22 protein-coding genes and 1 pseudogene are annotated in these 26,067 nt (G+C 70.3%); 13 read left to right on the forward strand and 10 right to left on the reverse strand.

The window, feature by feature from the left end:
* The first annotated feature begins 108 nt into the window (after positions 1 to 108).
* On the forward strand, positions 109 to 813 hold the full coding sequence (locus AC5P09_RS30500; RefSeq protein ID WP_493876966.1) for a PE-PGRS family protein: 705 nt from the start codon (positions 109 to 111) through the stop codon (positions 811 to 813).
* A gap of 237 nt (positions 814 to 1,050) precedes the next feature.
* On the forward strand, positions 1,051 to 1,353 hold the full coding sequence (locus tag AC5P09_RS30505) for a hypothetical protein (protein ID WP_493876967.1): 303 nt from the start codon (positions 1,051 to 1,053) through the stop codon (positions 1,351 to 1,353).
* Here the strand turns inward: AC5P09_RS30505 and AC5P09_RS30510 are convergent.
* From AC5P09_RS30510 to AC5P09_RS30520, 3 genes are read right to left on the reverse strand one after another with little or no spacing between them, the layout of a single operon-like run.
* Positions 1,320 to 1,943, reverse strand: a complete 624-nt coding sequence (locus tag AC5P09_RS30510) for a hypothetical protein (RefSeq protein WP_493876968.1) — start codon at positions 1,941 to 1,943, stop codon at positions 1,320 to 1,322. The two genes, AC5P09_RS30505 and AC5P09_RS30510, sit on opposite strands and share 34 nt — an antisense overlap.
* A 9-nt stretch (positions 1,944 to 1,952) precedes the next feature.
* A complete protein-coding gene (locus AC5P09_RS30515) occupies positions 1,953 to 2,603 on the reverse strand; it encodes an MBL fold metallo-hydrolase (RefSeq protein ID WP_493876969.1) in 651 nt (216 codons plus the stop codon).
* A gap of 45 nt (positions 2,604 to 2,648) precedes the next feature.
* A complete protein-coding gene (locus AC5P09_RS30520) occupies positions 2,649 to 3,335 on the reverse strand; it encodes a maleylpyruvate isomerase family mycothiol-dependent enzyme (protein ID WP_493876970.1) in 687 nt (228 codons plus the stop codon).
* Positions 3,336 to 3,559: 224 nt separating this feature from the next.
* On the opposite strand from AC5P09_RS30520, the gene uvrA reads away from it, so the two are divergent.
* The 3 genes from uvrA (at position 3,560) to AC5P09_RS30535 (ending at position 9,240) form a co-directional block, all read left to right on the forward strand.
* Positions 3,560 to 6,613 carry an excinuclease ABC subunit UvrA gene (uvrA, locus tag AC5P09_RS30525; protein WP_493876971.1) on the forward strand — a complete coding sequence of 1,018 codons (3,054 nt, stop codon included), beginning with the start codon at positions 3,560 to 3,562 and terminating at the stop codon, positions 6,611 to 6,613.
* A 210-nt stretch (positions 6,614 to 6,823) separates the two neighbouring features.
* The gene (locus AC5P09_RS30530) at positions 6,824 to 7,291 is read left to right on the forward strand and encodes a DUF4231 domain-containing protein (protein ID WP_493876992.1); all 468 of its coding nucleotides are present in this window, start codon (positions 6,824 to 6,826) and stop codon (positions 7,289 to 7,291) included.
* A complete protein-coding gene (locus AC5P09_RS30535; RefSeq protein ID WP_493876972.1) occupies positions 7,288 to 9,240 on the forward strand; it encodes a tetratricopeptide repeat-containing protein in 1,953 nt (650 codons plus the stop codon). The genes AC5P09_RS30530 and AC5P09_RS30535 overlap by 4 nt, the downstream gene beginning before the upstream one ends.
* A 33-nt stretch (positions 9,241 to 9,273) precedes the next feature.
* Here the strand turns inward: AC5P09_RS30535 and AC5P09_RS30540 are convergent, their stop codons facing one another.
* The 7 genes from AC5P09_RS30540 to AC5P09_RS30570 form a co-directional block, all read right to left on the reverse strand.
* Positions 9,274 to 10,179 carry a carbohydrate kinase family protein gene (locus AC5P09_RS30540; protein WP_493876973.1) on the reverse strand — a complete coding sequence of 302 codons (906 nt, stop codon included), beginning with the start codon at positions 10,177 to 10,179 and terminating at the stop codon, positions 9,274 to 9,276.
* Entirely contained in the window at positions 10,176 to 11,321 is a 1,146-nt protein-coding gene (locus tag AC5P09_RS30545; RefSeq protein ID WP_493876974.1) for a LacI family DNA-binding transcriptional regulator, read from the reverse strand. The genes AC5P09_RS30540 and AC5P09_RS30545 overlap by 4 nt, the downstream gene beginning before the upstream one ends.
* 192 nt (positions 11,322 to 11,513) lie before the next feature.
* Complete coding sequence (locus tag AC5P09_RS30550) at positions 11,514 to 12,470, reverse strand: hypothetical protein (RefSeq protein ID WP_493876975.1); 957 nt, start codon at positions 12,468 to 12,470, stop codon at positions 11,514 to 11,516.
* 201 nt (positions 12,471 to 12,671) lie between these two features.
* Entirely contained in the window at positions 12,672 to 12,818 is a 147-nt protein-coding gene (locus AC5P09_RS30555; RefSeq protein ID WP_493876976.1) for a hypothetical protein, read from the reverse strand.
* Positions 12,815 to 13,015, reverse strand: coding sequence for a response regulator transcription factor (locus AC5P09_RS30560; RefSeq protein ID WP_493876977.1), 201 nt, complete (start codon positions 13,013 to 13,015; stop codon positions 12,815 to 12,817). Before AC5P09_RS30560 ends, AC5P09_RS30555 begins: the two co-directional genes overlap by 4 nt.
* Before the next feature lie 180 nt (positions 13,016 to 13,195).
* Positions 13,196 to 13,597, reverse strand: coding sequence for a hypothetical protein (locus tag AC5P09_RS30565; protein ID WP_493876978.1), 402 nt, complete (start codon positions 13,595 to 13,597; stop codon positions 13,196 to 13,198).
* Positions 13,598 to 14,262: 665 nt separating this feature from the next.
* Entirely contained in the window at positions 14,263 to 14,424 is a 162-nt protein-coding gene (locus tag AC5P09_RS30570; protein WP_493876979.1) for a hypothetical protein, read from the reverse strand.
* A gap of 218 nt (positions 14,425 to 14,642) precedes the next feature.
* On the opposite strand from AC5P09_RS30570, the pseudogene AC5P09_RS30575 reads away from it, so the two are divergent.
* From AC5P09_RS30575 to AC5P09_RS30610, 8 genes and pseudogenes are all read left to right on the forward strand, one after another.
* Positions 14,643 to 15,210: pseudogene (locus AC5P09_RS30575) on the forward strand (response regulator).
* Between the two features lie 63 nt (positions 15,211 to 15,273).
* Positions 15,274 to 17,328, forward strand: a complete 2,055-nt coding sequence (uvrC, locus tag AC5P09_RS30580) for an excinuclease ABC subunit UvrC (RefSeq protein ID WP_493876980.1) — start codon at positions 15,274 to 15,276, stop codon at positions 17,326 to 17,328.
* Positions 17,325 to 18,293, forward strand: a complete 969-nt coding sequence (rapZ, locus tag AC5P09_RS30585; RefSeq protein ID WP_493876981.1) for an RNase adapter RapZ — start codon at positions 17,325 to 17,327, stop codon at positions 18,291 to 18,293. The genes uvrC and rapZ overlap by 4 nt, the downstream gene beginning before the upstream one ends.
* Entirely contained in the window at positions 18,290 to 19,357 is a 1,068-nt protein-coding gene (locus AC5P09_RS30590; protein WP_493876982.1) for a gluconeogenesis factor YvcK family protein, read from the forward strand. The genes rapZ and AC5P09_RS30590 overlap by 4 nt, the downstream gene beginning before the upstream one ends.
* On the forward strand, positions 19,348 to 20,337 hold the full coding sequence (gene whiA / locus AC5P09_RS30595; protein ID WP_493876983.1) for a DNA-binding protein WhiA: 990 nt from the start codon (positions 19,348 to 19,350) through the stop codon (positions 20,335 to 20,337). Before AC5P09_RS30590 ends, whiA begins: the two co-directional genes overlap by 10 nt.
* A gap of 152 nt (positions 20,338 to 20,489) precedes the next feature.
* Complete coding sequence (locus tag AC5P09_RS30600; protein ID WP_493876984.1) at positions 20,490 to 23,441, forward strand: M14 family metallopeptidase; 2,952 nt, start codon at positions 20,490 to 20,492, stop codon at positions 23,439 to 23,441.
* 224 nt (positions 23,442 to 23,665) lie between these two features.
* The gene (gene gap / locus AC5P09_RS30605) at positions 23,666 to 24,676 is read left to right on the forward strand and encodes a type I glyceraldehyde-3-phosphate dehydrogenase (protein WP_307673985.1); all 1,011 of its coding nucleotides are present in this window, start codon (positions 23,666 to 23,668) and stop codon (positions 24,674 to 24,676) included.
* A 143-nt stretch (positions 24,677 to 24,819) separates the two neighbouring features.
* Positions 24,820 to 26,031: a phosphoglycerate kinase gene (locus tag AC5P09_RS30610; protein ID WP_493876985.1), complete on the forward strand. Its 1,212-nt coding sequence runs from the start codon at positions 24,820 to 24,822 to the stop codon at positions 26,029 to 26,031.
* Positions 26,032 to 26,067 lie beyond the last annotated feature (36 nt).

Below are 26,067 nucleotides of genomic sequence, written 5' to 3' on the forward strand. Positions count from 1 at the left end.
AGCTGCCCGGCGGCCTGCATCGGGAGGCCGCGGTGCACCGCCACAGGCTCTCGGCGAGAGCCGTCCCAACGCCCACCGGAGACGGGAAGCAGAGCCAGACTGTCCGCCATGGACACTTCCTCAGCCCACCAGGACCGTGAAGAAGCAGAGCGGCTGAGCACCGCCGTGGGGGTCCTCGCCGGCTTCCTGAGCCGCCAGCCGCTCACCCAGGTCCTGGCCTCGCTGGAGCGCCGATTGGAGGGCGCCGACGGGATGAATGTCATGCGGATCGCGGAGGACGGCCAGGTCGTGCCGGAGCTGCTTGCCTCAGCGCTCACGGTCCGCGAGAGCCTGGGCCGGATCAACGACTTGATCCACGCCTGCGGCATCCTCCTCGTACTGCCCCACATCCTCGGGGATGAAGAACGCATCACAGTCCGCCCCTCCCTCGGTGCCGGCAACGACCCGAGCCGCCCGTACGACGTGGAAACAGACCAGCGCATCGCGGAGTTCAAGCTCGCTCGTTGGCGCGGCGCGGACGCCATGCGCAAGCGCCAGGCCTTCAAGGACCTCGTGATGCTGGCCGCCGACACCTCCGGCCGCCGGGCTGAGCTGTTCGTGATCGGCCCCGAGCCCTGCCGCTTCCTGACCACCAGCACTTCAACCGCGGCCTGGGCCCTGGACCGCAGCCCAGGGGCGCTGCGGACCTTCACCACCGTCTTCGGCACGCCGAACATGTCCGTCGCCCAGTTCACCGCGACCCATGCCGCCCACGTTCAGATCACCGATCTGCGGGATCTTCTCCCCGCGTCCGTCGCAGCCCTCCTGCAGTGAGCTGTTCTCGGCATGAGGCGCCAGCCTTGCGAAGAGCCCCACACTCACGCCCCCCAAGCCGCGGCGGCGCGTTCCGCCACTAGCGCGGCGCCAGTGAACAGGTGGCGACGCGGCGTTTTGCCTGGTCACAGGGGGACCGCATGCGAGGTATCACTAGTCACTTGCGCTAGCCACCCGGTGACCGCAGAAACTCCGGCCGTCCACCGGCGGCCGGCCAACCCGAAGGAGAAGTGCCTCGTGATGTTGACCAGCGACGAGAAGAAGACCATCCGCGTCCAACTCCGCGAGCTGCGCGGCGACCTGAAGAGTGGACGCTCAAGGCACCCGGCCTCCACATCGACCAGGCCCTCGTCTGCCCGGAGCCGACGCATCGCCTACGTGGCTTGCAGGGTCCTCCGAGGCGAAACCGGCGCGGCCTCCCTACGGAAGTTCTCCGCCGTCGCCTGGGTCACCCTCGAACAGATCCCCGAGTATGTGCCGCGCCTGCTCTACGCGCCCGCCCTGGCCTATGTAGCGGAGGGCGCAGCGCCGGGCGTCTGAAAGCTGTCGAGGTGGTTGCCGACCCCGTCCAGATTCAATGCCGCAGACGCCATCACGGAGAACCGCGTCAGCTCCCGGACGAGATTGACACGAATGTCGACGGCCGACTGCAGCGCCTGCTGCCTGCCGTCGTCGTCCAAGGACTCGTCGTAGATCGCCGACACGGCGCTCGCAAGTCTGTACGGGATGCGGCACAGCTCCGAGGCCTGGCCAGCGACTGCCTGCGGCCCGTCGATCGTCACCATGTTGCGGGCCGTATCGATCTCGCCAGCGGCTTCGGCCATCTCCGCGAGGTGCTGGACGATTTGGCCGGTCAACCGGGCGCCGTCAATTCTGTCGTCTCGCGTCGCCTGGACCAGTGTCGACACCGCCTGCATGAAGGTGATGTACGTCGCTCGACGGTTCTCCAGGCGCCTGCCCACGTGATCCACGTACAGCTGCGTGCGGGCCTGTTCCTTCGACTGATCCAGCTCCTGGCGCTTGCTGCGCGCCGCTATTCGCGCTTGCCAGGTCGTACCTATCAGCGCCAGGGAGGCGCCGAGGCCAGTGCCAACGACGCCTACTACGGCCGTGACGATCTGAGTTCTCATTGCCTGCGACTACCAGCCCCGAGCCCACCACTCCTGAATGTGTGGGCGCTCCGCCCCGAGGGTGCTGTCGTTGCCGTGCCCGGGGTAGATCCAGGCCTCATCTGGCAGGCTGAACACCTTCTCCTCGAGCCCGCTCATCAGGCTCTGGAAGTCCTCGGGCCGTGTTGTCCGGCCAGGACCACCCGGGAACAGACAGTCGCCGGTGAACACATGGGGATGCCCGTGCGGGTCGTCGTAGACGAGGGCGATCGAGCCCGGCGTGTGGCCGACCAGATGGCGCGCGGTGAACTCCACGCGCCCCACGCGGATGGTGTCGCCGTCGTCGACCAGGACGTCGGTCGGTACGGGGATGCCGTCGGCGTCGTCCCGTCCCGCGTACGTGCGCGCGCCCGTGGCGGCGACGACCTCGGCGAGCGCCTGCCAGTGGTCGCCGTGCTGATGCGTGGTGACGACCGAGGCGATGCCGTCGTCGCCGATGCTGCCGAGCAGAGTGCCCGCGTCGTTGGCGGCGTCGATCAGCAGCTGCTCGTCCGTGGCCCGGCAGCGAAGCAGATAGGCGTTGTTGTCCATCGGGCCGACCGCGATCTTCGTGATGATCAGGTCCGGCAGTTCATGCACATCGGCCGGGCCGCCGACCTTCACCGCTCCGCTGTACGTCATGACGTTCAGCCTATAGCGGGGGAGGGGCCCGGCCGAGGGGAGCGACTACAGCGGGGGAAGGTCCGGCAGCGGGCCGCCGACCACGGTCAGAGCGGATCCGTCGCGGCGGCCGGCGAGCCAGCCCAGCAGGTCGGCCCGGCGGCCCGTCACGGTGACCTCCACCCCACCCTCGCGGCCGGTCGGGGTCCGGCGTCGGTCGTCCTGCTCGATCAGCACGGCGGGTACGTCGGGATGCCCCCGGAAGCGGTCGGCCAGGACGTCGATCTCGCGCTGGGCGAACTCCTCGGGGAGGTCCTCCAGCTCGTACCCGATCCCGAGGTCCACACGGTGCAGCTCCACCTCGATCCACCGCCGGAACGGCACCCGGGACGCCGAGTCGGTGACCCCGCCCCGCAGCTCCACCGTGCGCGACCAGTCCGCCGGGGCCGCCCCCGCCTCCTGGAAGCGCGCCGCACTGTCGCGCAGGTCGGCGAGGTGGACGGCGAGGGGGCGGGGGGCGTCCCGCTCGATGTCGGTGTCCCGGGCGTCCGCGGAGACGTACATGGGACGGCCTTCGAGGACGTTCACCAGGGCGTCCGCGTTGCGGGCGAGGTGGGCGAGGACGTGGCCGCGGGTCCAGCCGGGCAGTCGTGACGGCTCGGTCACAGCCGCGTCGTCCAGTTTGGCGACTGCGATGAGCAAGCGGTCGGTCGCGTCACGTACAGACGCCAGGTCATGCGCGTGATCAATCATGGTGCTGACCTTAGCTCCGCCACACCTTCGGGTGAAGGTGGTGAAGGTGTGCCGTAAATCGAATGCACGTGCTATATGGTCGGGCGTGGCGTCGGGCATGCTGGATGGTCGGGGATTGTTATGCACTCCGGGAATCCGACCGGCGTTGTCAGTGGCTCCCCCTAGTCTGAGAAAGCACGGGGGCCTCGCCCCTGTCACTTCTCTCAAGAAAGGTGCGGACCGGCGTGGCCGACCGTCTCATCGTCCGTGGCGCGCGCGAGCACAACCTGAAGAACGTCTCGCTCGACCTGCCTCGCGACTCGCTCATCGTCTTCACGGGCCTGTCCGGGTCGGGCAAGTCCTCCCTGGCCTTCGACACCATCTTCGCCGAGGGCCAGCGGCGCTATGTGGAATCGCTCTCCTCGTACGCCCGCCAGTTCCTCGGCCAGATGGACAAGCCGGACGTCGACTTCATCGAGGGACTCTCGCCCGCGGTCTCCATCGACCAGAAGTCGACCTCGCGCAACCCGCGCTCGACGGTCGGCACCATCACCGAGGTCTACGACTATCTGCGCCTGCTCTTCGCGCGCATCGGCAAGCCGCACTGCCCCGAGTGCGGCCGCCCGATCTCGCGCCAGTCGCCGCAGGCCATCGTCGACAGAGTCCTGGAGCTGCCGGAGGGGAGCCGCTTCCAGGTGCTGTCGCCGCTGGTGCGTGAGCGCAAGGGCGAGTTCGTCGACCTCTTCGCCGACCTGCAGACCAAGGGCTACTCCCGCGCGCGGGTGGACGGCGAGACGATCCAGCTCTCCAACCCGCCCGTCCTGAAGAAGCAGGAGAAGCACACCATCGAGGTGGTCGTCGACCGCCTCACGGTGAAGGACTCCGCCAAGCGCCGCCTCACCGACTCCGTCGAGACCGCACTCGGCCTGTCCGCCGGCATGGTCGTGCTCGACTTCGTCGACCTCCCCGAGGACGACCCCGAGCGCGAGCGCATGTTCTCGGAGCACCTGTACTGCGCGTACGACGACCTGTCCTTCGAAGAGCTGGAGCCCCGCTCCTTCTCCTTCAACTCGCCCTTCGGCGCCTGCCCCGAGTGCACCGGCATCGGCACGCGCATGGAGGTCGACCCGGAGCTGATCGTCCCGGACGAGGACAAGTCCCTCGACGAGGGCGCCATCCACCCCTGGTCGCACGGCCACACCAAGGACTACTTCGGCCGCCTGATCGGCGCCCTCGCGGACGCGCTGGGATTCCGTACGGACATCCCCTTCGCCGGTCTGCCGCAGCGCGCCAAGAAGGCCCTCATGTACGGCCACAAGACCCAGATCGAGGTCCGCTACCGCAACCGGTACGGCCGCGAGCGCGTCTACACGACCCCGTTCGAAGGCGCCGTCCCCTTCGTCAAGCGCCGGCACAGCGAGTCCGAGAGCGACGCCGGCCGGGAGCGCTTCGAGGGCTACATGCGCGAGGTGCCCTGCCCCACCTGTGAGGGCACGCGCCTCAAGCCGGTCGTCCTCGCGGTCACCGTCATGGGGAAGTCGATCGCCGAGGTCGCCGCGATGTCCATCAGCGACTGTGCGGACTTCCTGGGCGAGCTGAAGCTGACCGCCCGCGACAAGAAGATCGCCGAGCGCGTGCTGAAGGAGGTCAACGAGCGGCTCAAGTTCCTGGTCGACGTCGGCCTGGACTACCTCTCGCTGAACCGCGCGGCCGGCACGCTGTCCGGCGGCGAGGCCCAGCGCATCCGCCTCGCCACCCAGATCGGCTCCGGCCTCGTCGGCGTCCTGTACGTCCTCGACGAGCCGTCCATCGGCCTGCACCAGCGCGACAACCACCGGCTCATCGAGACCCTGGTCCGGCTGCGCGACATGGGCAACACGCTGATCGTCGTCGAGCACGACGAGGACACCATCAAGGTCGCCGACTGGATCGTCGACATCGGCCCCGGCGCGGGCGAGCACGGCGGCAAGGTCGTGCACAGCGGCTCCCTCAAGGAGCTGCTCGACAACGCCGAGTCGATGACCGGCCAGTACCTGTCCGGCAAGAAGGCCATCCCGCTGCCCGACATCAGGCGCCCGCAGGACCCGTCCCGCCGGCTCACGGTGCACGGCGCCCGCGAGAACAACCTCCAGGACATCGACGTGTCCTTCCCGCTGGGCGTCTTCACAGCAGTCACGGGCGTGTCCGGCTCCGGCAAGTCGACGCTGGTCAACGACATCCTGTACACGCACCTGGCCCGCGAGCTCAACGGCGCCCGGAGCGTCCCGGGACGCCACACGCGCGTGGACGGCGACGACCTCGTCGACAAGGTCGTGCACGTCGACCAGTCGCCCATCGGCCGCACGCCCCGGTCGAACCCGGCGACCTACACCGGCGTCTTCGATCACGTCCGCAAGCTGTTCGCCGAGACCACCGAGGCGAAGGTCCGCGGCTACATGCCCGGCCGCTTCTCCTTCAACGTCAAGGGCGGCCGCTGCGAGAACTGCGCGGGCGACGGCACGATCAAGATCGAGATGAACTTCCTCCCTGACGTGTACGTCCCGTGCGAGGTCTGCCACGGCGCCCGCTACAACCGGGAGACTCTGGACGTCCACTACAAGGGCAAGTCCATCGCCGACGTCCTGAACATGCCGATCGAAGAAGCCATGCACTTCTTCGAGGCCGTGCCGGCGATCTCCCGCCACCTCAGGACGCTGAACGACGTCGGTCTCGGCTACGTCCGCCTCGGACAGTCCGCGACCACCCTGTCCGGCGGCGAGGCCCAGCGGGTGAAGCTCGCCAGCGAGCTCCAGAAGCGCTCCACCGGACGCACGGTCTACGTCCTGGACGAGCCGACCACCGGCCTGCACTTCGAGGACATCAGCAAGCTGCTGACGGTCCTGGCCGGGCTCGTCGACAAGGGCAACACGGTCATCGTCATCGAGCACAACCTCGACGTGATCAAGACCGCCGACTGGGTCGTCGACATGGGCCCCGAGGGCGGCGCGGGCGGCGGCCTGGTCGTCGCCGAGGGCACGCCCGAGCAGGTCGCGGGCGTCCCGGCCAGCCACACCGGCAAGTTCCTCCAGGAGGTCCTCGGCGCCGACCGGATCAGCGACGCGGCCCCGGTGCCGGCCCCGCGCAAGACGGCGGCCAAGAAGGCGGTGGCGGCCGCATCGGCGGCGAAGAAGACGGCAACGGCGAGGGCGACCACCGCGAAGACGGCCAAGGCCGTCAACAACACGGCGGCAAAGAAGACGACCGGAGCCGTCAAGAAGGCCACGCCCGCGAAGAAGACGACCCGGGCCCCCAAGGCCTGACGAGGGAGCACTGCGCGAGGGAGCACTGAGCCAGGGGCCGCTGCGGGCCGATCACAAGAACCCGCCGCGGCCCAGGCTTCCCCAAGGACCGCCCCGGGCGTTCTTGCCCCGCCCGCGCGCTTACGTCATCGTGACCGTGGCGGAACAGTCCGTGACGACGCGGGCACGCACCGTCGACGACCACGGAGGGGGAGCCGGTGGTGGCCTGACATTCCGGCAGCTCGGGGCGGCCCGGCGGAACCACGTACGGCGAGGCCAGCCGATGTCACCTGGGACCGGCTCCAGAACCAGCTGGACTGGTTCGACCGGAAGAGTGCTCTCGCCCAACGGCGTTTCAAACAGCTGAAGTTGGCCACGCTGATGCTGGCGGCCGGGCTCCCGGTGACCGTCGCCGCCTCCGCGCCCAACTGGATCCCGGCGTTGATGGGTGCTCTCGTCGCGGTCATCGAGGGCGCGCAGCAGCTGTTCAAGTTCCAGGAGAACTGGATCAACTACCGGTCCGTGTGCGAGAGCCTGCGCCGCGAGCAGTACCTGTACCTGGCGCGTGCCGGGCACTACGGCGACACGGCCGACCCCGACACCCTGCTCGCCGAGATGGTGGAGCGGATCATCGGCCAGGAGACCACTCACTGGGTGGAGCAGGAGACCACTCACTGGGTGGAGAGGGAGGCCACATGATCGTCGTCTTCACCGGCCGGCGTCCGTCAGGGCCGGACGGGGTGTTTCCCGATGCCGCCGTGGACTGGCTCGAGGAGCGCCTGAAGCTCCTCTTCGGCGGACTGCGGCCGCGGCTCGCCGTGGGATCCGCCGCCGCGGGCACGGACCTACTGGCCGCCGGGGCGGCACTGAGCGTCGGCATCCCGGTCGACCTCGTGGTCACCGAGAACCCCGAGGAGTTCGTGGGCGCTTCCGTCGCCGACAAGGGACCCCAATGGGAGGAGCGCTTTCGCACGCTGACGGCACACACGAAGGCATCCCTCGTCCCCGTGCCGGGAGCGAAGGCCGACGATGACGGGTTCCGTGCCGTCAACCAGGCGCTTCTGAACCACGCCCGCGACAGCCTCCACACCCCGGGCCAGGAAGCAGACGAACCCGAGGAGCTCGTGGTGGTCGCGGTCACCGAAGGGCGCCGTGCGGGAGAGGACCATACCGAGTCCCTGGCCTTGTCGGCCAAGGCGCTCGGCCACCTCGTGCTGCGCCTGAACCCCTCGCAGAGCCGGTCCGCGGCACAGACGGCGTTCGTCGCCATGCCGTACGGCGGCAAGGCCGACTCCACCCGGGAACTCAAGCGGTTCGAGGCGGACGAGTCCTGGCACCGGGTGCTCGTGCCCGCCCTGCTCGACAGCGGATACCGGCCGATCCGCACGGACCTGGAAGCAGGCCTGAAGAGCATCGACGCCCGCATGCTGCACAGCATCAACACCGCCGATCTCTTCGTGGCGGATCTCGCCACGCTCAACCCCAACGTCCTGTGGGAACTGGGCGTGCGGCACGCCTGGCGGCCCTCCGCCACGCTCCTCATGGCGCCGCACTGGGTCACGCCGCCCTTCGACCTGGGGCATTCGACCATCCAGCGCTACGAGCGGGGGATGAAGAAGGTCAGCGACCGGCAGGCGGTCGCGGCCATCGGCAAGCTCAAGGACGCGCTGAACGCGACGCAACGGGGGGTCGACAGCCCGGTGTGGGCGGTCTTCCCCACGCTGGAGCCCGTAGAGCTGCCTCCCTACGCCGACGGGGAGCTCTACTCGCGGCTGACGCGCTACAGCGAGGAGATCTCCCTGGCGGCTGCCCTGCGTGACGCCGGGAAACTGCTCGACATCGCCGATCGGGTACGGCAGGACGGACTGTCCGTCGGCAACTGCCACACCCAGCTGGAGCAGATCGGTCTGGCCCTCGTGACGCTGGGCGACTTCGACGAGGGGCGGGAACTGCTCGAGCCGCTGGCCGCGGCCGACGTCTCCTGCGGCCGGGTCCGTATGCAGCAGCGGTACGCCCTCACGCTGATCCACCGTGACGGGACGCCCGAGGAACGGCTGACGTACCTCAAGGGGGCGGAGCGCAGATTACTGCTGCTCGACGACCGCCGCCCGGGCTCCTCCGAGACCTTGGGACTGCTCGGCAGCGCGGCCAAGAGGGCCTTCGAACTCGCCCTCCGGCTCGGACAGAAGAACGCCCTGCCCCATCTGGACCGCGCCATCGAGGCCTACCACAGCGGCATGGTGGCCGACCCCGGCGACTACTACCCGGGGATCAACGCGCTCGCCCTCGTGAGAGTGAGGGGACAGCACTTCGGCGGCGGTCAGGGCGACTTGGCGCTGGCGGAGTCCCTGCTCCCGGTGGTCCGCTTCGCCGTCGAGCGCCGAAAGATCGGCCCGAACGACACCTGGGAGCACGCCACCCTGGCCGAACTCGCCCTGCATCAGCACCTGCTGGACAAGGACATGGCTCCGGTGCCGCCCGTCGAAGCACTGCACCACTACACCGTGGCGGCCCACTCCGCCGACGGCGCCGAACTCTCCTCCATGCGCCGCCAACTCGAGTTCCTCCTGGCCGCGGGAGACCGGGCCGAGGTGATCGGACCACTGCTCGCGGCCCTCGCAGCGCCCGCCGAAGGGAACACGCTGTGACATCCGCCGTACGTGATTGCCGCCCGGCGTTTCTCAGACCAGTTCCGCCGCGTACGGCGGCTCCGCGCCCGCGCGTGAGCAGGTGATCGCCGCAGCGCGCGCGGCGAACCTCAGCAACTGGGCCCAGCCGTCCGGGCCCAGGCCGGCGAGGGCTTCCAAGGACAGGGCGGCACGGGCGGACAGGCCGTGCAGCAGGGCCGCGTTCACGGTGTCGCCGGCCCCGATCGTGTCGACGACGTCGACCTTCTCGCCGGGCACGGAGTGCACCGCGCCGTCCCGGGTGAAGGCGGTCAGCCCGTCGCCGCCGTGGGTGATCACGACGGCGGAGGGCCCCGCGGCCAGCCACTCCCGCGGGGTGCCGCCCAGCCACAGCGCGTCCTCCTCGGAGAGCTTGAGCAGTGACACCGACGGCAGCCAGCTCTTGAAGCGGGCCCGGTAGGCGTCCGCGTCGGGGATCAGGCCCGCCCGGATGTTCGGGTCGAGCAGGGTGAAGACGCCCTGCGCGGCCGCGGTCCGCATCAGCTCCTCGTAGGCGCTCGCGCCCGGCTCCAGGACCAGCGAGCAGGTGCCGAAGGAGACCGCCCGGGCGCCCGCGGGAAGTTCCGTGGGCGCCGTGAACAGCCGGTCCGCGGTGCCGTCGACGTAGAAGGAGTAGGCGGCCGAGCCGTGCGTGTCGATCGTGGCGACCGCGAGGGTGGTCGGCTCCTTGCCACGCTGTACGGCCGTCACGTCCACCCCCGCCTCCCGCAGCCCGTCGAGCAGCGCCTCGCCGAAGGCGTCGTACGAGACGCGGGAGCAGAAGGCCGTGGGGGAGCCGAGGCGGCCGAGGGCCAGGGCCGTGTTGTACGGGCCGCCTCCGAGCGCCGGCTTGAGGCCCGCGAGGGCGCCCGTGCCCTGCGGTACCAGGTCGATCAGGGCCTCTCCGGCGACGACGATCACGAGACGGTTCCTCTCTCGGACTGCGGAAGTTGCGAGGGTTGCGAGATCTGCAACGGCTGCAAGGAGCCAGGTGGCTGCAAGGGCTGAGGGCGCTGCGAGGCCTGAGGGCTCTGCGAGCGCTCCGGCTCGTCGGCGCAGCCGCAGGAGGCGCGGTGGACGAAGGCGCAGGGGAGCCGCACGGTCCGGGCGGGCCGGTCCGGCGCGGCGAGACGTTCCAGGAGCACCCGGACCGCCTGGGCGCCGATCTCCCTGCTGGGCTGGGCGATCGCGGTGAGCCGGGGCGTGAACAGATCCGCCCAGGCGAAGTCGTCGAAGCAGCACAGCGCGATGTCGTCCGGCACGGACAGGCCGTGCTCGCGCAGTGCGCGCAGGGCGCCGATGGTCATCGCGTTGTTGGCGGTGACGAGCGCGGTGGGTGGCGCGGCGAGCGACAGCAGGGCCGCCGTGGCCCGTTCACCGCCGGCCGACTCGGAGTCGCCGTGCACGACGAGGCGTTCGTCGTAGGGGAACCCGGCGGCGGCGAGGCCGTGCCGGTAACCGGTGATCCGCTCGCCGGTGGTGCTCAGCCCGGGCCGGCCCGCGACCAGGGCGATCCGCCGGTGGCCGAGCCCGGCGAGATGCGTGACCAGCCGGGCCGTCGGTTCGGCACTGTCGGCGCAGACCTGGTCGAAGCGCGGTGCGCGGTCCTCGGCGGAGTCGATCACCCGGTCGAGGAACACGGCCGGTACCTCGTGACGCGTGAGGTAGGCGACGAGTTCGCGCGGGTCGGCGGAGGGCGCGACGATCATGCCGTCCACCCGCCGTTCGTGCAGGAGCTGGACGACCTTGCGCTCGTGCTCCGGATCGTCGTGCGGGTCGGCGATCAGCAGGCTGTAGCCGTGCTCCAGGGCGGCGGCCTCGACTCCCTGGAGGATCTCCGTGAAGTAGGGGTTGCTGATCGCCGACACCGCGAGGCCGATCGACCTGGTGCGGGAGGTCACCAAGGAGCGGGCGAGGGTGTTGGGCGTGTAGCCGAGCTCCTCGACGGCTTCCAGCACGGCCTGACGGGTGTGCGGCAGGACCGGCCGGGTGTCGTTCAGCACGTGGGAGACGGTCGCCACGGACACGCCGGCACTGCGTGCGACGTCGGCCATGGTCGGCATGAGGTCTCCTCCGGAACGACACCGGGATCGGATTCCCTCCCGGAACGGCACGGGGAACGTATCGCATGCGGCGGCAGACGTAAACGCTTGCGCAAGCGTTTACGTGCAGTCACCCGGCAAGGAACGCGGCCAGGATCACGTTGCAGGAGTACGCCCAGGTGCATGCGGAGGTACAGACCTGGGAACGGGGGCTCACTCCCAGTCCCACCCGATCCCCACGACCCCCGACCGCACCCGCGGCTCGACGAGGTGCACCGAGTGGTGCCGGCCGGTCAGCGCCAGCTCCTGGCGCCCGCTGCGCGGCGCCGCCGCCGAGTGCTGGGCGAACCGGTGGCAGCGCACCGGCAGCGCGTTCTCGTCGAAGCGCACCTGGAGCGCGTACTGGCCGCCGGCCGGCCCGAATCCGCGGACGTACTCCCGTGACGCGCCGGCCGTGCCGTCCTCGACGCCGTAGCGGAAGAGGAACGTGTCGCCGGCCCGCAGCCGCGTGTCGAAGAGCAGCTCGGCCACGAACACCCCGGTGTCGTGGTCCGAACGAACGCGTCCCGTGCGGCAGTTCTCCAAGGCGTGGACGCTCATGCGCTCCGGCGCGCACCCCGGGTCGCCGTGGTGGACGGCCACGAAGCGGTCGACGCCGTCCCGGTGGGCCCGCACGATGTGGTGCGACTCGCGTCCGGCCAGCTCGCGGCGCGCGCCGATCCGTACCCGCTCGTGGTGGCCGAGGGTGTGCAGCCCGCCGTCGAGCGGCGAGTCCAGCTCGGCCAGCAGCTGCTCCAGGACGCCGGAGGCCTCGACGAGGGAGCGGTAGGAACGGGCCGCGGGCCGGTGCGAGGCCGGATCCTCGTCGGCCTGGGCGAGCAGCCGGATCAGCGACTCCTGCGGCAACTGGAGGATCTCCTCCAGAGCCCGTACGGCCCGCAGCGACTCGGGGCGCTGCGGGCGCCGGGCGCCCTGCTGCCAGTAACTCAGGCTGGTCACACCGACCTTGACCCCGTGGCGCGACAGATGGTGCTGCACGCGCTGCAACGGCAGTCCGCGGGCGGCGATCGCGGCCCGCAGTGCGACGTGGAAGGGGCCGCCACGCAGGGCCGAGTCCAGTTCCGCGGTGGCGACGGTGGCGACGTCCGCGTGCTGTGTGGCGTGCGGCATGCAGGGGCCTTTCTGTGAATGTTCACAACGGCTGGTCAGACCGTTCGCGGGAGTCGTCGGGGCCCGCGTCGGCGCCGTGGGTCTTCACATCCGTACGCCGTCGTTCAGGGCCCCGAGCTCCCCCGCATTGAAGCGTGTTGACCAAGCCCCGACAACACCTGTTGCCCAACCGTGGCGGGCTCCCGGCCGACTTCACGTCCCTCACGCCGCGGCGGTGGGCCCGTCCTCGCCCAGCGCCTCCCGGATCGCCCGCGCGGACAGGGCCGACTTGGGCAGGAACCCGCGCGCGGGGCCGGCGGCGACGAGCTCCTGGAAGTCGTCCAGGGAGTGGGTCGAGATGAGGATCACGGGGGCCCGCGGTCGGTCAGCTGCCAGGCCATGTCGAAGCCGTTCGCGCCGTCCAGGTCGAGGTCGACGAGGGCGACGTCCACGCGAGTGTCCCGGACCCGTGCGAGGGCCTCGGCGCCGGTCGAGGCGAGGCCGACGACGCGGATCCCACCCTGCTCCAGCAGGGCGCGCGGCCTGCAGGAACCGGGCGCTGTCATCGACGATGAGACAGCGCAGCGACATGTGCACAGCTTGCCAACCGGGCGACCACCGCGCTTTGCAGCCAGCGGCAAACCGCGCAGGACCCGTCCTGAAAAGAACGTCCCCCTCACCCAGCGCCGCGCTCGTCCACGGGCGGTAGCAAGGCGGCGCCCTGGGGAAGGCCGCGTTGTCCTCGTCTACGCCGCCGCACGTGGCGTCACCGAGAGCCGCCGCGCGGCCCGCGAACAGGCCGCCCTGCGCGAGGTCGCCACCCTGGTGGCCCGCGGGCTGCCGCCGCACGAGGCGTTCTCCGCAGTCGCCCACCAGGTGGGGACGGTGCTGAGCAGCGGTTCCGCAGCCGTCCTGCGGTACGCGGCCGACGGCACCGCCACCGTCCTCGGCACCCCCCACGGGCCCGCCATGGAGGTCGGGGCGGCCGCCGCCGAGGTGGCCCGGACCGTCGTCCCGCGCGCGTGGGGCGCTCGGTGGATGCGCCGGTCGTCGTGGACGACCGCCTCTGGGGCGTCGTCTTCGCGGCCGCCGCCGGCCCGGAACCGCTGCCCCCGGGCACCGAGTCCCGGCTTGCCGACTTCACGCAACTCGTCACCGCCGCCATCGCCAACGCCGACAGCCGGGCGCAGCTCACGGCGTCCCGCGTGCGTGGTGGCCGCCGGGGACGCCTCCCGGCGGGCGCATCGAACGCGATCTGCGCGACGGGTCCAGCAGTGCCTCGTCTCGGTCCAGCTGGACCTCAGGATGGCGCAGGCCATGCTGAAGGAGCGGTCCGACGGCCTGCCCGAGCAACTGGACCACGTGGCCAAGGGCACGGACGAAGCCTTCGACGACCTTCTCCAGGTCGCACCCGCCGCGCGCCCCTCCCCGTCGTACTGGACCTCGGGCTGCCCCCGAACCGGCTCCCCGAGCAGACGGAGGTCGCCGTCTGACCATCACCGACGACGGCACAGGAGGCGCCGAGCCGGGCCCCGGCTCCGGGCTGGTCGGACTCGTCGACCGAGTGGAGGCGATCGGCGGGAGGCTGACCGTCGGCAGCCCGCCGGGCCGAGGCACGACACTCACCGTACGGCTGCCGCTGAGCGGTCCGAGCGCGGACATGCGACCGCCCGGGGCGCACGCCGGAGGAGTCTGCCCAGGTCGGGGAAACCTGGACTCGGTGACGTCACGTACGCTCCGGGCGGTCGGGTCGGACGGAGAGGCGTGCCGTCCGGCTCGTGGGGCGGCGCAGTGCCGCCGTGTCGTGCCTGTTCTAGATGCGGCGGGCCGCGCCGCGTCGTGCCTTCGGTACGCGCTTGGCACGCACGATGTCGGCATCCCGCGGGTCGAGGGCGTCGTACGGCGCGTATCTGTCGTCCGTGGTCCGGCCGGTACGACCCGACCGCCGTGGCTTCTCGATCCGTTTCTGCCGCATGTCCGCAGCCCTTCGACCGACGACCCGCCGTTCCTCACGTCTTCGAGGACGGCCGGTCTCTTCGTGTCCGCTTGTGTCCGCAGTGACTCCAGCATCCCTCGGATACGACCGCGTGTCGTCACGGCAAGCCCCCAGTTCCGCTTCCTGCCAGCCGTACCTCCAGGACTCCGGCAGGCTGTTGAGGCGCATTTTCAGGGGTCGCAAGGGGGGCCGGAACCATGGACGCACCGCGGCAGCCCGCGCGGGGACGGGTCGTTCTCGCCGAAGACGACGTGCTCTCCGGGAGGGCCCGGCCAGCCTCTGCGAGCGCGTCGGCTACGAGGTGGCCGGTCAGACCGGCGACGCGACCCGGCTCCTCGAACTGGTCGCCGACAAGCGCCCCGATCTCGCGATCGTCGACATACGCATGCCGCCGGACCACTCCACCGAGGGCCTGAAGGCGGCCGGCACCATCCGCGAGCGCCACCGGGCACCGGCATCCTCGTCCTGTCGGCGTACGTCGAGGTCGAGGACGTCCTGGAACTGCTGGCGAGCGGCCGCAAGGTCGGCTATCTCCTCAAGAGCCGGGTCACGGACGTCGACGAGTTCACCGAGGCCCTGGAACGGATCGGCAGGGGCGGCTCGGTCGTCGACCCGTCCCTGGTGCAGGAGCTGTTCTCGGCCCAGCGCCGCGACGACCCCCTGTCCCACCTCATCGGCCGCGAGCGCGAGGTCCTCGCCCTCACGGAGGACACCGACGACCACCGCCGGGTACTGGCGGTTCTCACCTTCCTGGAGTCCCGCTGACGGTGGCGGACCGTTGTCCACAGGCCCGCCGCGCTGTCAGTTCCCGCCAGTAGGGTGTGAGACATGGCCGATCCCTCCAGCTACCGCCCCAAGCCGGGACAGATCCCGGACTCTCCCGGGGTGTACAGGTTCCGCGACGAGCACCGCCGGGTGATCTACGTCGGAAAGGCGAAGAGCCTGCGCCAGCGCCTGGCGAACTACTTCCAGGACCTGGCGGGCCTGCACCCCCGCACCCGCACCATGGTCACCACGGCCGCGTCCGTGGAATGGACGGTGGTGTCCACGGAGGTCGAGGCCCTGCAGCTGGAGTACTCCTGGATCAAGGAGTACGACCCCCGGTTCAACGTCAAGTACCGCGACGACAAGAGCTACCCGTACCTCGCGGTGACGATGAACGAGGAGTTCCCGCGCGTACAGGTGATGCGCGGTCACAAGAAGAAGGGTGTGCGCTACTTCGGGCCGTACGGCCACGCGTGGGCGATCCGTGACACCGTCGACCTCCTGCTGCGCGTCTTCCCCGTCCGCACCTGCTCGGCCGGCGTCTTCAAGAACGCCGCCCGCACCGGCCGCCCCTGCCTGCTCGGCTACATCGGCAAGTGCTCCGCGCCCTGCGTGGGCCGCGTCTCCGCCGAGGAACACCGCGAACTCGCCGACGAGTTCAGCGACTTCATGGCCGGTCGCACGGGCACGTATCTGCGCCGCCTGGAGAAGCAGATGACGGCGGCGGCCGAGGAGATGGAGTACGAGCGGGCGGCCCGCCTGCGCGACGACATCGGGGCCCTGAAGAAGGCCATGGAGAAGAGCGCGGTCGTGCTCGCCGACGCGACCGACGCCGACCTCATCGCGGTCGCCGAGGACGAGCTGGAAGCGGCCGTGCAGATCTTCCACGTCCGCGGCGGACGCGTGCGCGGCCAGCGCGGCTGGGTCACCGACAAGGTCGAGGAGATCACCACCGGCGCCCTGGTCGAACACGCCCTCCAGCAGCTCTACGGCGAGGAGACCGGCGACTCCGTCCCCAAGGAGGTTCTCGTCCCGGCCCTGCCCGACCCGGTCGAGCCCGTCCAGGAGTGGCTCACCGAGCGGCGCGGGTCGAACGTGTCGCTGCGCATCCCGCAGCGCGGCGACAAGAAGGCCCTCATGGAGACCGTGGAGCGCAACGCCCAGCAGTCGCTCGTGCTGCACAAGACCAAACGCGCCTCCGACCTCACCACGCGCTCGCGCGCGCTGGAGGAGATCGCCGACGCCCTCGACCTGGACAGCGCGCCGCTCCGGATCGAGTGCTACGACATCTCGCACCTCCAGGGCGACGACGTGGTGGCCTCCATGGTCGTCTTCGAGGACGGACTCCAGCGCAAGAGCGAGTACCGCCGCTTCCAGATCAAGGGCTTCGAGGGCCAGGACGACGTCCGCTCCATGCACGAGGTGCTCACCCGCCGCTTCCGGCGCTACCTCGCCGAGAAGGAGCGGACGGGGGAGTGGGCCGACGGCGAGAACACCGACGCCGACGGCCTCGGCAACGGCCTCACCGAGGAGGACGGCCGCCCCAAGCGCTTCGCCTACCCGCCCCAGCTCGTCGTCGTCGACGGCGGCCGGCCCCAGGTCGCCGCCGCCAAGAAGGCCCTCGACGAACTCGGCATCGACGACATCGCCGTCTGCGGCCTCGCCAAGCGCCTGGAGGAGGTCTGGCTGCCGGACGACGACGACCCGGTGGTCCTGCCCCGCACCAGCGAGGGCCTCTACCTCCTCCAGCGCGTCCGCGACGAGGCCCACCGCTTCGCGATCACCTACCAGCGCACCAAGCGCGCCAAGCGCTTCCGCGCCGGCCCCCTGGACGAGGTGCCGGGCCTGGGCGAGACACGCAAACAGGCACTCCTCAAGCACTTCGGTTCGGTGAAAAAGCTGAGGTCAGCGACAATCGACCAGATCTGCGAGGTTCCCGGCATAGGCCGCAAGACAGCCGAGACGATCGCCGTGGCCCTCGCCCAGGCGGCTCCGGCCGCACCCGCCGTGAACACGGCGACCGGAGAGATCATGGAAGAGGAATCCGACACCATGGGTTCCAGTGGGGAGTCCGTGACGATGGGCGCCCCGGACGAACGACGGGGGCAGGAGACATGAATGTGAACGAGCACGACGAGCACGACGAGCAACAAGACCAAGCCGGAGACGGAGCACAGGTGAGTACGGGCACGCCCAACGACACGGCTGCAGTCCCGGACGCGGCCATCCCCGAGCTGGTGATCATCTCCGGCATGTCCGGGGCCGGCCGCTCGACGGCCGCCAAGTGTCTGGAGGACCTCGGCTGGTTCGTCGTCGACAACCTCCCGCCCGCGCTGATCCCCACCATGGTGGAGCTCGGCGCCCGCTCCCAGGGCAACGTGGCGCGGATCGCGGTCGTCGTCGACGTACGCGGCCGGCGCTTCTTCGACAACCTCCGCGAGTCCCTCGCCGACCTGGACGGCAAGAACGTCACCCGGCGGATCGTCTTCCTGGAGTCCTCGGACGAGGCCCTGGTGCGGCGCTTCGAGTCGGTGCGCCGCCCGCACCCCCTCCAGGGCGACGGCCGCATCGTCGACGGCATCGCCGCCGAACGCGAGCTGCTGCGCGAGCTGCGCGGCGACGCCGACCTGGTGATCGACACCTCCAGCCTGAACGTGCACGAGCTGCGCGCCAAGATGGACGCCCAGTTCGCCGGCGAGGAGGAGCCCGAGCTGCGGGCCACCGTCATGTCCTTCGGCTTCAAGTACGGCCTCCCGGTCGACGCCGACCTGGTCGCGGACATGCGCTTCCTGCCCAACCCGCACTGGGTCCCGGAGCTGCGCCCCTTCACCGGCCTCAACGAGGAGGTCTCCGCGTACATCTTCAACCAGCCCGGCGCCAAGGAGTTCCTCGACCGGTACTCCGAACTGCTCAGGCTCATCGCGGCCGGCTACCGCCGCGAGGGCAAGCGGTACGTGACCATCGCCATCGGCTGCACCGGCGGCAAGCACCGATCGGTCGCCACCTCGGAGAAGCTCGCCGCGCGCCTCGCGGCCGAGGGCGTGGAGACGGTGGTCGTGCACCGGGACATGGGACGGGAATGACAGGACGTACTCCGCGGCTGAGCAGGCTGCGCCGGGCCGTGCCCGAAGGGCGTGCGAGCCGGCCCGTAGAGGCCCGCGGTGCCAAACCGCGCCGCCGCGGCGCCCAGCCCAAGGTGGTCGCCCTCGGCGGCGGCATGGGCCTGTCCGCCTCGCTCGCCGCACTGCGCCGGATCACCGGCGACCTCACCGCCGTCGTCACCGTGGCCGACGACGGCGGCTCCAGCGGACGCCTGCGCGACGAGCTGGGCGTGCTGCCGCCCGGCGACCTGCGCAAGGCGCTGGCAGCGCTGTGCGGCGACGACGAGTGGGGCCAGACCTGGGCCCGCGTCATCCAGCACCGCTTCCAGTCCAAGGGCGACCTGCACGAACACGCGGTCGGCAACCTGCTGATCGTCGCCCTGTGGGAGCAGCTCGGCGACCACGTCCAGGCCCTCGACCTGGTCGGCAGGCTGCTGGGCGCGCACGGGCGCGTGCTGCCCATGTCCGCCGTACCGCTGGAGCTCCAGGCCCTGGTCAAGGGCCACGACCCGGACCGCCCGGAGGACGTCGACACCGTGCGGGGACAGGCGACCGTCGCCCTCACGCCCGGCGAGGTGCAGTCCGTGCACGTGGTGCCGCACGACCCGCCTGCGGTGCCGGAGGCGGTGGCGGCCGTCCTCGACGCGGACTGGGTGGTCCTCGGTCCCGGCTCCTGGTTCTCCTCGGTGATCCCGCACCTGCTCGTGCCCGATCTCCTGGACGCGCTCACCCAGACGAAGGCGCGCCGGGTCCTCTCCCTGAACCTCGCCCCGCAGCCCGGAGAAACCGATGGCTTCTCCCCGCAGCGTCATTTGGAGGTTTTGGGACGACACGCCCCTAAACTCGCCCTGGACGTGGTGCTGGCCGACGAGGCCGCCGTGCCCGACCGTGATGTGCTCACCGAGGCCGCCAAGCGGCTCGGTGCCGCGGTCGAGCTGGCCCCGGTCGCCCAGAGGGACGGAACTCCTCGGCACGACCCGGAGCTGTTGGCCGCCGCGTACGACCGTATTTTTCGGATGCATGGAAGGATCGGCCCATGGCGATGACGGCAGCGGTGAAGGACGAGATCTCCCGACTCCCCGTCACCCGTACCTGCTGCAGAAAGGCGGAGGTCTCCGCCCTTCTGCGGTTCGCCGGCGGCCTCCACCTGGTGAGCGGGCGCATCGTGATCGAGGCGGAGCTGGACACCGCGATGGCGGCCCGCCGCCTCAAACGGGACATCCTGGAGATCTTCGGCCACAGCTCCGAGCTGATCGTGATGGCACCGGGCGGACTGCGCCGCGGCTCGCGCTACGTCGTACGGGTGGTCGCCGGCGGCGACCAGCTGGCCCGGCAGACCGGCCTGGTCGACGGCCGGGGCCGCCCGATCCGCGGCCTGCCCCCGCAGGTCGTCTCCGGTGCCACCTGTGACGCGGAGGCGGCCTGGCGCGGCGCGTTCCTGGCGCACGGCTCGCTCACCGAGCCGGGCCGCTCCTCCTCCCTGGAGGTGACCTGCCCCGGCCCCGAGGCGGCGCTCGCCCTGGTCGGCGCCGCCCGCCGGCTGTCGATCGCCGCGAAGGCCCGCGAGGTGCGGGGAGTGGACCGGGTCGTGGTCCGTGACGGTGACGCGATCGGTGCGCTGTTGACCCGGCTCGGCGCGCACGAGTCCGTGCTGGCATGGGAGGAGCGCCGGATGCGCCGCGAGGTGCGGGCCACGGCGAACCGTCTCGCCAACTTCGACGACGCCAACCTGCGCCGCTCCGCGCGCGCGGCCGTCGCCGCCGGCGCCCGCGTCCAGCGCGCCCTGGAGATCCTCGGCGACGACGTGCCCGAGCACCTCGCGGCCGCCGGCCGGCTGCGCATGGATCACAAGCAGGCCTCCCTGGAGGAGCTGGGCGCGCTCGCCGACCCGCCGCTGACCAAGGACGCCGTCGCGGGCCGTATCCGCCGCCTGCTGGCGATGGCCGACAAGCGGGCCCAGGACCTCGGCATCCCGGGCACCGAGTCCAGCATCACCGAGGAGATGGCGGACAACCTCGTGGGATGAGTCCCACCTTTAGCGCAACACGCCGGTGCCGACGCCCACTTGGGTGATCGGCACCGGCGTTTGCGTGTCGTTGAGGCACCCTTGACTGGATCATGGAGTGACATGAGCCTGGCATCTGTTCGCCGAGTGGCGAACCACTGCTAGGGGGGTTCATGAGACGAAAAGCGAGACCGATCCTCGCTGTTGGCGCGCTCCTGCTGGGCGGTGCGGGAATCGCACCCATCGCCCAGGCCGCAGGGAGTGAAGGTTCTCCCGATCCGAACGAGGTCAAGGTCTTCCGCGCCGACGTCACGCAGAAGCAGGTACCTCTGCTGCTGGCGGCCGGCCAGGACGGCCACGAACTCGGTGAGCAGGTACCCGAGAAGGGCGAGGCCACGGTCGAGGTCTACCTCACCGACCAGCAGGCCGAGAAGCTCGAGGACCAGGGCGTCGACCTCACCGAGCACAAGCTGTCCGCCAAGGCCTCGAATCGCGTCGAGGCAGCCGCCGAGGGCGTGTTCCGCCCGTACAGCGGAAAGGGCGGCCTGAAGGAGGAGATCGTCAAGGCCGGGCAGGAGAATCCCGACCTCACCAAGGTCGTCTCCATCGGCAAAACGGTCAACGGCCAGGACATCCTGGCGCTGAAGATGACCAAGGGCGCCAAGAAGTCCAAGGACGGCTCCAAGCCGTCCGTCCTGTACCTGTCCAACCAGCACGCGCGCGAGTGGATCACGCCGGAGATGACCCGCCGGCTGATGCACCACTACCTGGACAACTACAAGACGGACAAGAAGATCAAGAAGCTCGTCGACTCGACCGAGCTGTGGTTTGTGCTGTCGGCCAACCCCGACGGCTACGACTACACCTTCCAGAACTCCGACAACCGCCTGTGGCGCAAGAACCTGCGCGACAACAACGGCGACGGCGCCATCACCACCGGCGACGGTGTCGACCTCAACCGCAACTTCGCCTACAAGTGGGGCTACGACGACGAGGGCTCGTCCCCCAACCCCACCAGCCAGACCTACCGCGGCGCGGCCCCCGGGTCCGAGCCCGAGACCCAGGCACTGGACGCCTTCGAGCGGCGCATCGGCTTCGAGTACGGCATCAACTACCACTCCGCCGCCGAACTCCTTCTCTACGGAGTCGGCTGGCAGGTCGCCACGCCCACCCCGGACGACGTCCTCTACGAGGCACTCGCCGGCACCCCGGAGAACTCCGCGATCCCGGGCTACCACCCGCAGGTCTCCTCGGAGCTGTACACCACCAACGGCGAGGCCGACGGCCACGCGGCGAACGTCAACGGCATGGCGATGTTCACCCCCGAGATGTCGACCTGCCAGACCGCCTCGAACGTCGACCCGAACGACGCCTGGGAGCCGGCCGACTGCCTGTCGATCTTCACCTTCCCGGACGACGAGACGCTGATCCAGCAGGAGTTCGCCAAGAACATCCCGTTCGCGCTCTCCCTCGCCGAGTCCGCCGCCAGGCCCGACCAGCCGAAGTCCGCGGTCGGCCTGAGCGCCGCCGACTTCACCCCGGCCGCGTTCTCGACGTCGTACTCCCGCGGAGCGGACCAGGAGGTCTCGGTCGTCGTACGGAAGTCCGTGCGCGACAAGGAGCTCAAGTACCGCGTCAACGGCGGACGTACGGAGGACATGGCGCTCAGGGCGTGGAAGGGCGGCGAGACGTACGGCGGTGAGGACAACCTCCACTTCGACGAGTACCGGGCCAAGGTCGCCGACGGCGACCCGGGCGACAAGGTCGAGGTGTGGTTCACCGGCGAGACGCAGAGCGGCAAGAAGGTCTCCAGCGAGCACTTCACCTACACCGTGGCCGAACGGCCCCGCGCGGACGTCCTCGTCGTCGCCGAGGAGGGTGCGACCGCCACGCAGGCGCAGACGTACGTCGACGCGCTGAAGGCGAACGGCCGCAAGGCGCTGGTGTGGGACGTCGCCACCCAGGGCGCGCCCGACGCGCTCGGCGTGCTGAGCCACTTCGACACGGTCGTCCACTACACCGGCGCGAGCACCCCGGGCGTCGCCACCCAGCTGCAGCTGCGCGCCTTCCTGAACGAGGGCGGCAAGCTGGTCGAGGCGGGTGAGCTGGCCGGCGGCAGCGTCGACCTCGGCGGCGGCACCCTGTCGAACGACTTCAGCCAGTACTACCTGGGCGCCTACACACGTACGTCGACCCCCGGGGCCACCGGCTTCACCGGCTCCGGCGCACTCGCCGGCTTCACGGGCGCACTCGGCCCGGCGGCCGGCAACCCGCTGGACCGGGCCGGGACGTACGGCGTGACGTCCGACGAGTTGCCGGCGGACACGTACCCGCAGTTCGCGAGTGCGGGCGCGGGCCAGTTCGCCGGGACGGCCAACCCGTACGGGCCGTACGCGGGCTCCTCCATGGCCGCGGCCGTCCACACCGATGACGCGTACAAGCGGCTCACCCGGACCGTCGACCTCACCGGGGTGAGCGCGGCCGACAAGCCCACGCTCCGCACCCAGCTGCTGTGGGACACCGAGCCCGGCTACGACAACGTGCTGGTCGAGGCCCACACCACCGGGGCCGACGACTGGACCACGCTCCCGGAGGCGGGCGGTGCCACCCGCGCCACCGTGCCCGCGGACTGCGAGGCCGGGTACTACGTAGGGGAGCACCCCCAGCTCGAGCACTATCTGACCGTGGCGGCCGACGGCTGCACCGCGACCGGTACCACCGGCGCGTGGAACGCCCTCACCGGCGCCTCCAGCGGCTGGCAGCAGGTGAACTTCGACCTGAGCGCGTACGCCGGAAAGTCGGTCGAGGTCTCGATCAGCTACGTCACCGACCCGGGCAGCGGCGGCCACGGCGTCCTCGCCGACGATGCCTCCCTGGTCGTCGGCGGCACGCCCACCGGGACCGAGGGCTTCGAGACGTCGCTGGGCGTCTGGAGCGTGGCCGGACCGCCCGCGGGCAGCCCGGCCGTCCTCAAGGACTGGGCGCGCACCGGGGCGCTCTTCCAGACGTACGGAGCGGTCACCACGGACGACACCGTGCTGCTGGGTTTCGGCCTGGAGCACGTCGCCTCGGCGGCCGAACGGAGGGCTCTGGTGAAGAAGGCACTCGCGGCCCTCGACGGGTGAACCTGCCTGGTCAACCGCGTGTGATCCATCGTGATCACATCGGGTGATCAGGCTTCGGGCCCGGGCGGTCCGTACCGCTACTGGCGGGTACGGGCCGCCCTGCCGTGTATGGGGCGTCTCGATGTCACTCCGGAGCCGTCAGGGAGGTAGGGTCGTAGGCGGTCGGGGACATCCCATACAGCTCGCCGGTCTCGAACCGGCGTACCAACGAGGAGATCGGTTTCGTGACGATCCGCGTAGGCATCAACGGCTTTGGCCGCATCGGTCGTAACTACTTCCGCGCGCTGCTGGAGCAGGGTGCTGACATCGAGATCGTGGCTGTCAACGACCTGGGTGACACCGCGACCACCGCTCACCTGCTCAAGTACGACACCATCCTGGGCCGCCTGAAGGCCGAGGTGTCGCACACCGCCGACACGATCACTGTCGACGGCAAGACGATCAAGGTTCTTTCCGAGCGCAACCCCGCCGACATCCCGTGGGGTGACCTGGGCGTCGACATCGTCATCGAGTCGACCGGCATCTTCACCAAGAAGGCCGACGCCGAGAAGCACATCACCGGCGGCGCCAAGAAGGTCCTCATCTCGGCTCCGGCCAAGGACGAGGACATCACCATCGTGATGGGCGTCAACCAGGACAAGTACGACGCCGCGAACCACCACGTCATCTCCAACGCCTCCTGCACCACCAACTGTGTGGCGCCGATGGCCAAGGTTCTCGACGAGAACTTCGGCATCGTCAAGGGTCTGATGACGACGGTCCACGCGTACACGAACGACCAGCGCATCCTGGACTTCCCGCACTCGGACCTGCGCCGCGCCCGCGCCGCCGCCGAGAACATCATCCCGACCACCACCGGTGCCGCCAAGGCCACCGCGCTGGTCCTCCCGCAGCTCAAGGGCAAGCTGGACGGCATCGCGATGCGCGTCCCGGTCCCGACCGGCTCGGCCACCGACCTGGTCGTGACGCTGCAGCGCGAGGTCACCAAGGACGAGGTCAACGCCGCGTTCAAGAAGGCCTCCGACGACGGTGACCTCAAGGGCTACCTGACCTACACCGAGGACCCGATCGTCTCCTCGGACATCGTCGGCGACCCGGCCTCCTGCACCTTCGACTCCTCCCTGACCATGGTCCAGGAGGGCAACTCGGTGAAGATCCTCGGCTGGTACGACAACGAGTGGGGCTACTCCAACCGCCTCGTCGACCTGACGGTCTTCGTCGGCAACCAGCTCTGATCAACAGAGCAGGCACTTTGATGTGAGAACAGGGCTCGGGCAGCGCAGGGACGCGCTGCCCGAGCCCTGACTCACGTACGGACCGGCCCTCTTACGATCACGAGCGTCACGAGCATCACGAGCCCTCCTCAGGAGTCCCCTCAATGAAGACGATCGACGAACTTCTCGCCGAAGGCGTCGCCGGCCAGCGGGTCTTCGTCCGCGCCGACCTGAACGTGCCGCTGGACGGCACGACCATCACCGACGACGGCCGCATCCGCGCCGTCCTGCCCACCGTCAAGGCCCTCGCGGAGGCGGGCGCCCGGGTGGTCGTCGCCTCGCACCTGGGCCGCCCCAAGGGCGCCCCGGACCCGGCCTTCTCGCTCGGCCCGGCCGCCGCGCGCCTCGGTGAACTCCTGGGCGCCGAGGTGGCGTTCGCGACGGACACGGTCGGCGAGTCCGCCCAGTCGACCGTCGCCGGCCTCGCCGACGGCGGGGTCGCGGTCATCGAGAACCTGCGCTTCAACGCCGGCGAGACGAGCAAGGACGACGCCGAGCGCGGCGCCTTCGCCGACCAACTAGCCGCCCTCGCGGACGTGTACGTCGGTGACGGCTTCGGCGCGGTGCACCGCAAGCACGCCTCGGTCTTCGACCTCCCGGCCCGCCTGCCGCACGCGGCCGGCTACCTCATCGCCACCGAGGTCGGCGTCCTGCAGAAGCTCACCGAGGACGTCAAGCGCCCGTACGTCGTCGCCCTCGGCGGCTCCAAGGTCTCCGACAAACTCGCCGTCATCGACCAGCTGCTCGGCAAGGCGGACCGCCTCCTCATCGGCGGCGGCATGGTGTTCACCTTCCTCAAGGCCAAGGGGTACGAGGTCGGCGCCTCCCTCCTCCAGGAGGACCAGATCCCGGTCGTCCAGGAGTACATCGAGCGGGCGGAGAAGAACGGCGTCGAACTGGTCCTGCCCGTCGACGTGCTGACCTCCACCGACTTCCCGGACCTGAAGACCAAGGCGCCGGCGAACCCCAACACCGTCGCCGCGGACGCCATCCCCGCCGACCAGCTGGGCCTGGACATCGGTCCGCAGACCCGCAAGCTGTACGCCTCGAAGCTCGCCGACGCCGCCACCGTCTTCTGGAACGGCCCCATGGGCGTCTTCGAGCACCCCGACTACGCCGAGGGCACCAAGGCGGTCGCCCAGGCACTCCTCGACTCCCCGGGCTTCACGGTCGTCGGCGGTGGCGACTCCGCCGCGGCCGTCCGCATCCTGGGCTTCGACGAGAACGCATTCGGCCACATCTCGACCGGCGGCGGCGCCTCCCTCGAATACCTCGAGGGCAAGACGCTCCCCGGCCTCGCCGCACTGGAGGACTGACCCTTAATGGCTGCATCTATTTCTTCGGGGCGCACG

Source organism: Streptomyces sp. a15 (genome assembly GCF_059026085.1).

Excerpts from the sequence above, each read along its gene's own strand:
- AC5P09_RS30570 (WP_493876979.1), bottom strand. The coding sequence starts at position 14,424 with ATGCGGCAGAAACGGATCGAGAAGCCACGGCGGTCGGGTCGTACCGGC.
- AC5P09_RS30520 (WP_493876970.1), bottom strand. The coding sequence starts at position 3,335 with ATGATTGATCACGCGCATGACCTGGCGTCTGTACGTGACGCGACCGAC.
- AC5P09_RS30600 (WP_493876984.1), top strand. The coding sequence starts at position 20,490 with ATGAGACGAAAAGCGAGACCGATCCTCGCTGTTGGCGCGCTCCTGCTG.
- AC5P09_RS30560 (WP_493876977.1), bottom strand. The coding sequence starts at position 13,015 with ATGACAGCGCCCGGTTCCTGCAGGCCGCGCGCCCTGCTGGAGCAGGGT.
- whiA (WP_493876983.1), top strand. The coding sequence starts at position 19,348 with ATGGCGATGACGGCAGCGGTGAAGGACGAGATCTCCCGACTCCCCGTC.
- AC5P09_RS30550 (WP_493876975.1), bottom strand. The coding sequence starts at position 12,470 with ATGCCGCACGCCACACAGCACGCGGACGTCGCCACCGTCGCCACCGCG.
- AC5P09_RS30610 (WP_493876985.1), top strand. The coding sequence starts at position 24,820 with ATGAAGACGATCGACGAACTTCTCGCCGAAGGCGTCGCCGGCCAGCGG.
- AC5P09_RS30515 (WP_493876969.1), bottom strand. The coding sequence starts at position 2,603 with ATGACGTACAGCGGAGCGGTGAAGGTCGGCGGCCCGGCCGATGTGCAT.
- rapZ (WP_493876981.1), top strand. The coding sequence starts at position 17,325 with ATGAATGTGAACGAGCACGACGAGCACGACGAGCAACAAGACCAAGCC.
- AC5P09_RS30545 (WP_493876974.1), bottom strand. The coding sequence starts at position 11,321 with ATGCCGACCATGGCCGACGTCGCACGCAGTGCCGGCGTGTCCGTGGCG.
- AC5P09_RS30535 (WP_493876972.1), top strand. The coding sequence starts at position 7,288 with ATGATCGTCGTCTTCACCGGCCGGCGTCCGTCAGGGCCGGACGGGGTG.
- uvrC (WP_493876980.1), top strand. The coding sequence starts at position 15,274 with ATGGCCGATCCCTCCAGCTACCGCCCCAAGCCGGGACAGATCCCGGAC.
- AC5P09_RS30500 (WP_493876966.1), top strand. The coding sequence starts at position 109 with ATGGACACTTCCTCAGCCCACCAGGACCGTGAAGAAGCAGAGCGGCTG.
- AC5P09_RS30510 (WP_493876968.1), bottom strand. The coding sequence starts at position 1,943 with ATGAGAACTCAGATCGTCACGGCCGTAGTAGGCGTCGTTGGCACTGGC.
- AC5P09_RS30590 (WP_493876982.1), top strand. The coding sequence starts at position 18,290 with ATGACAGGACGTACTCCGCGGCTGAGCAGGCTGCGCCGGGCCGTGCCC.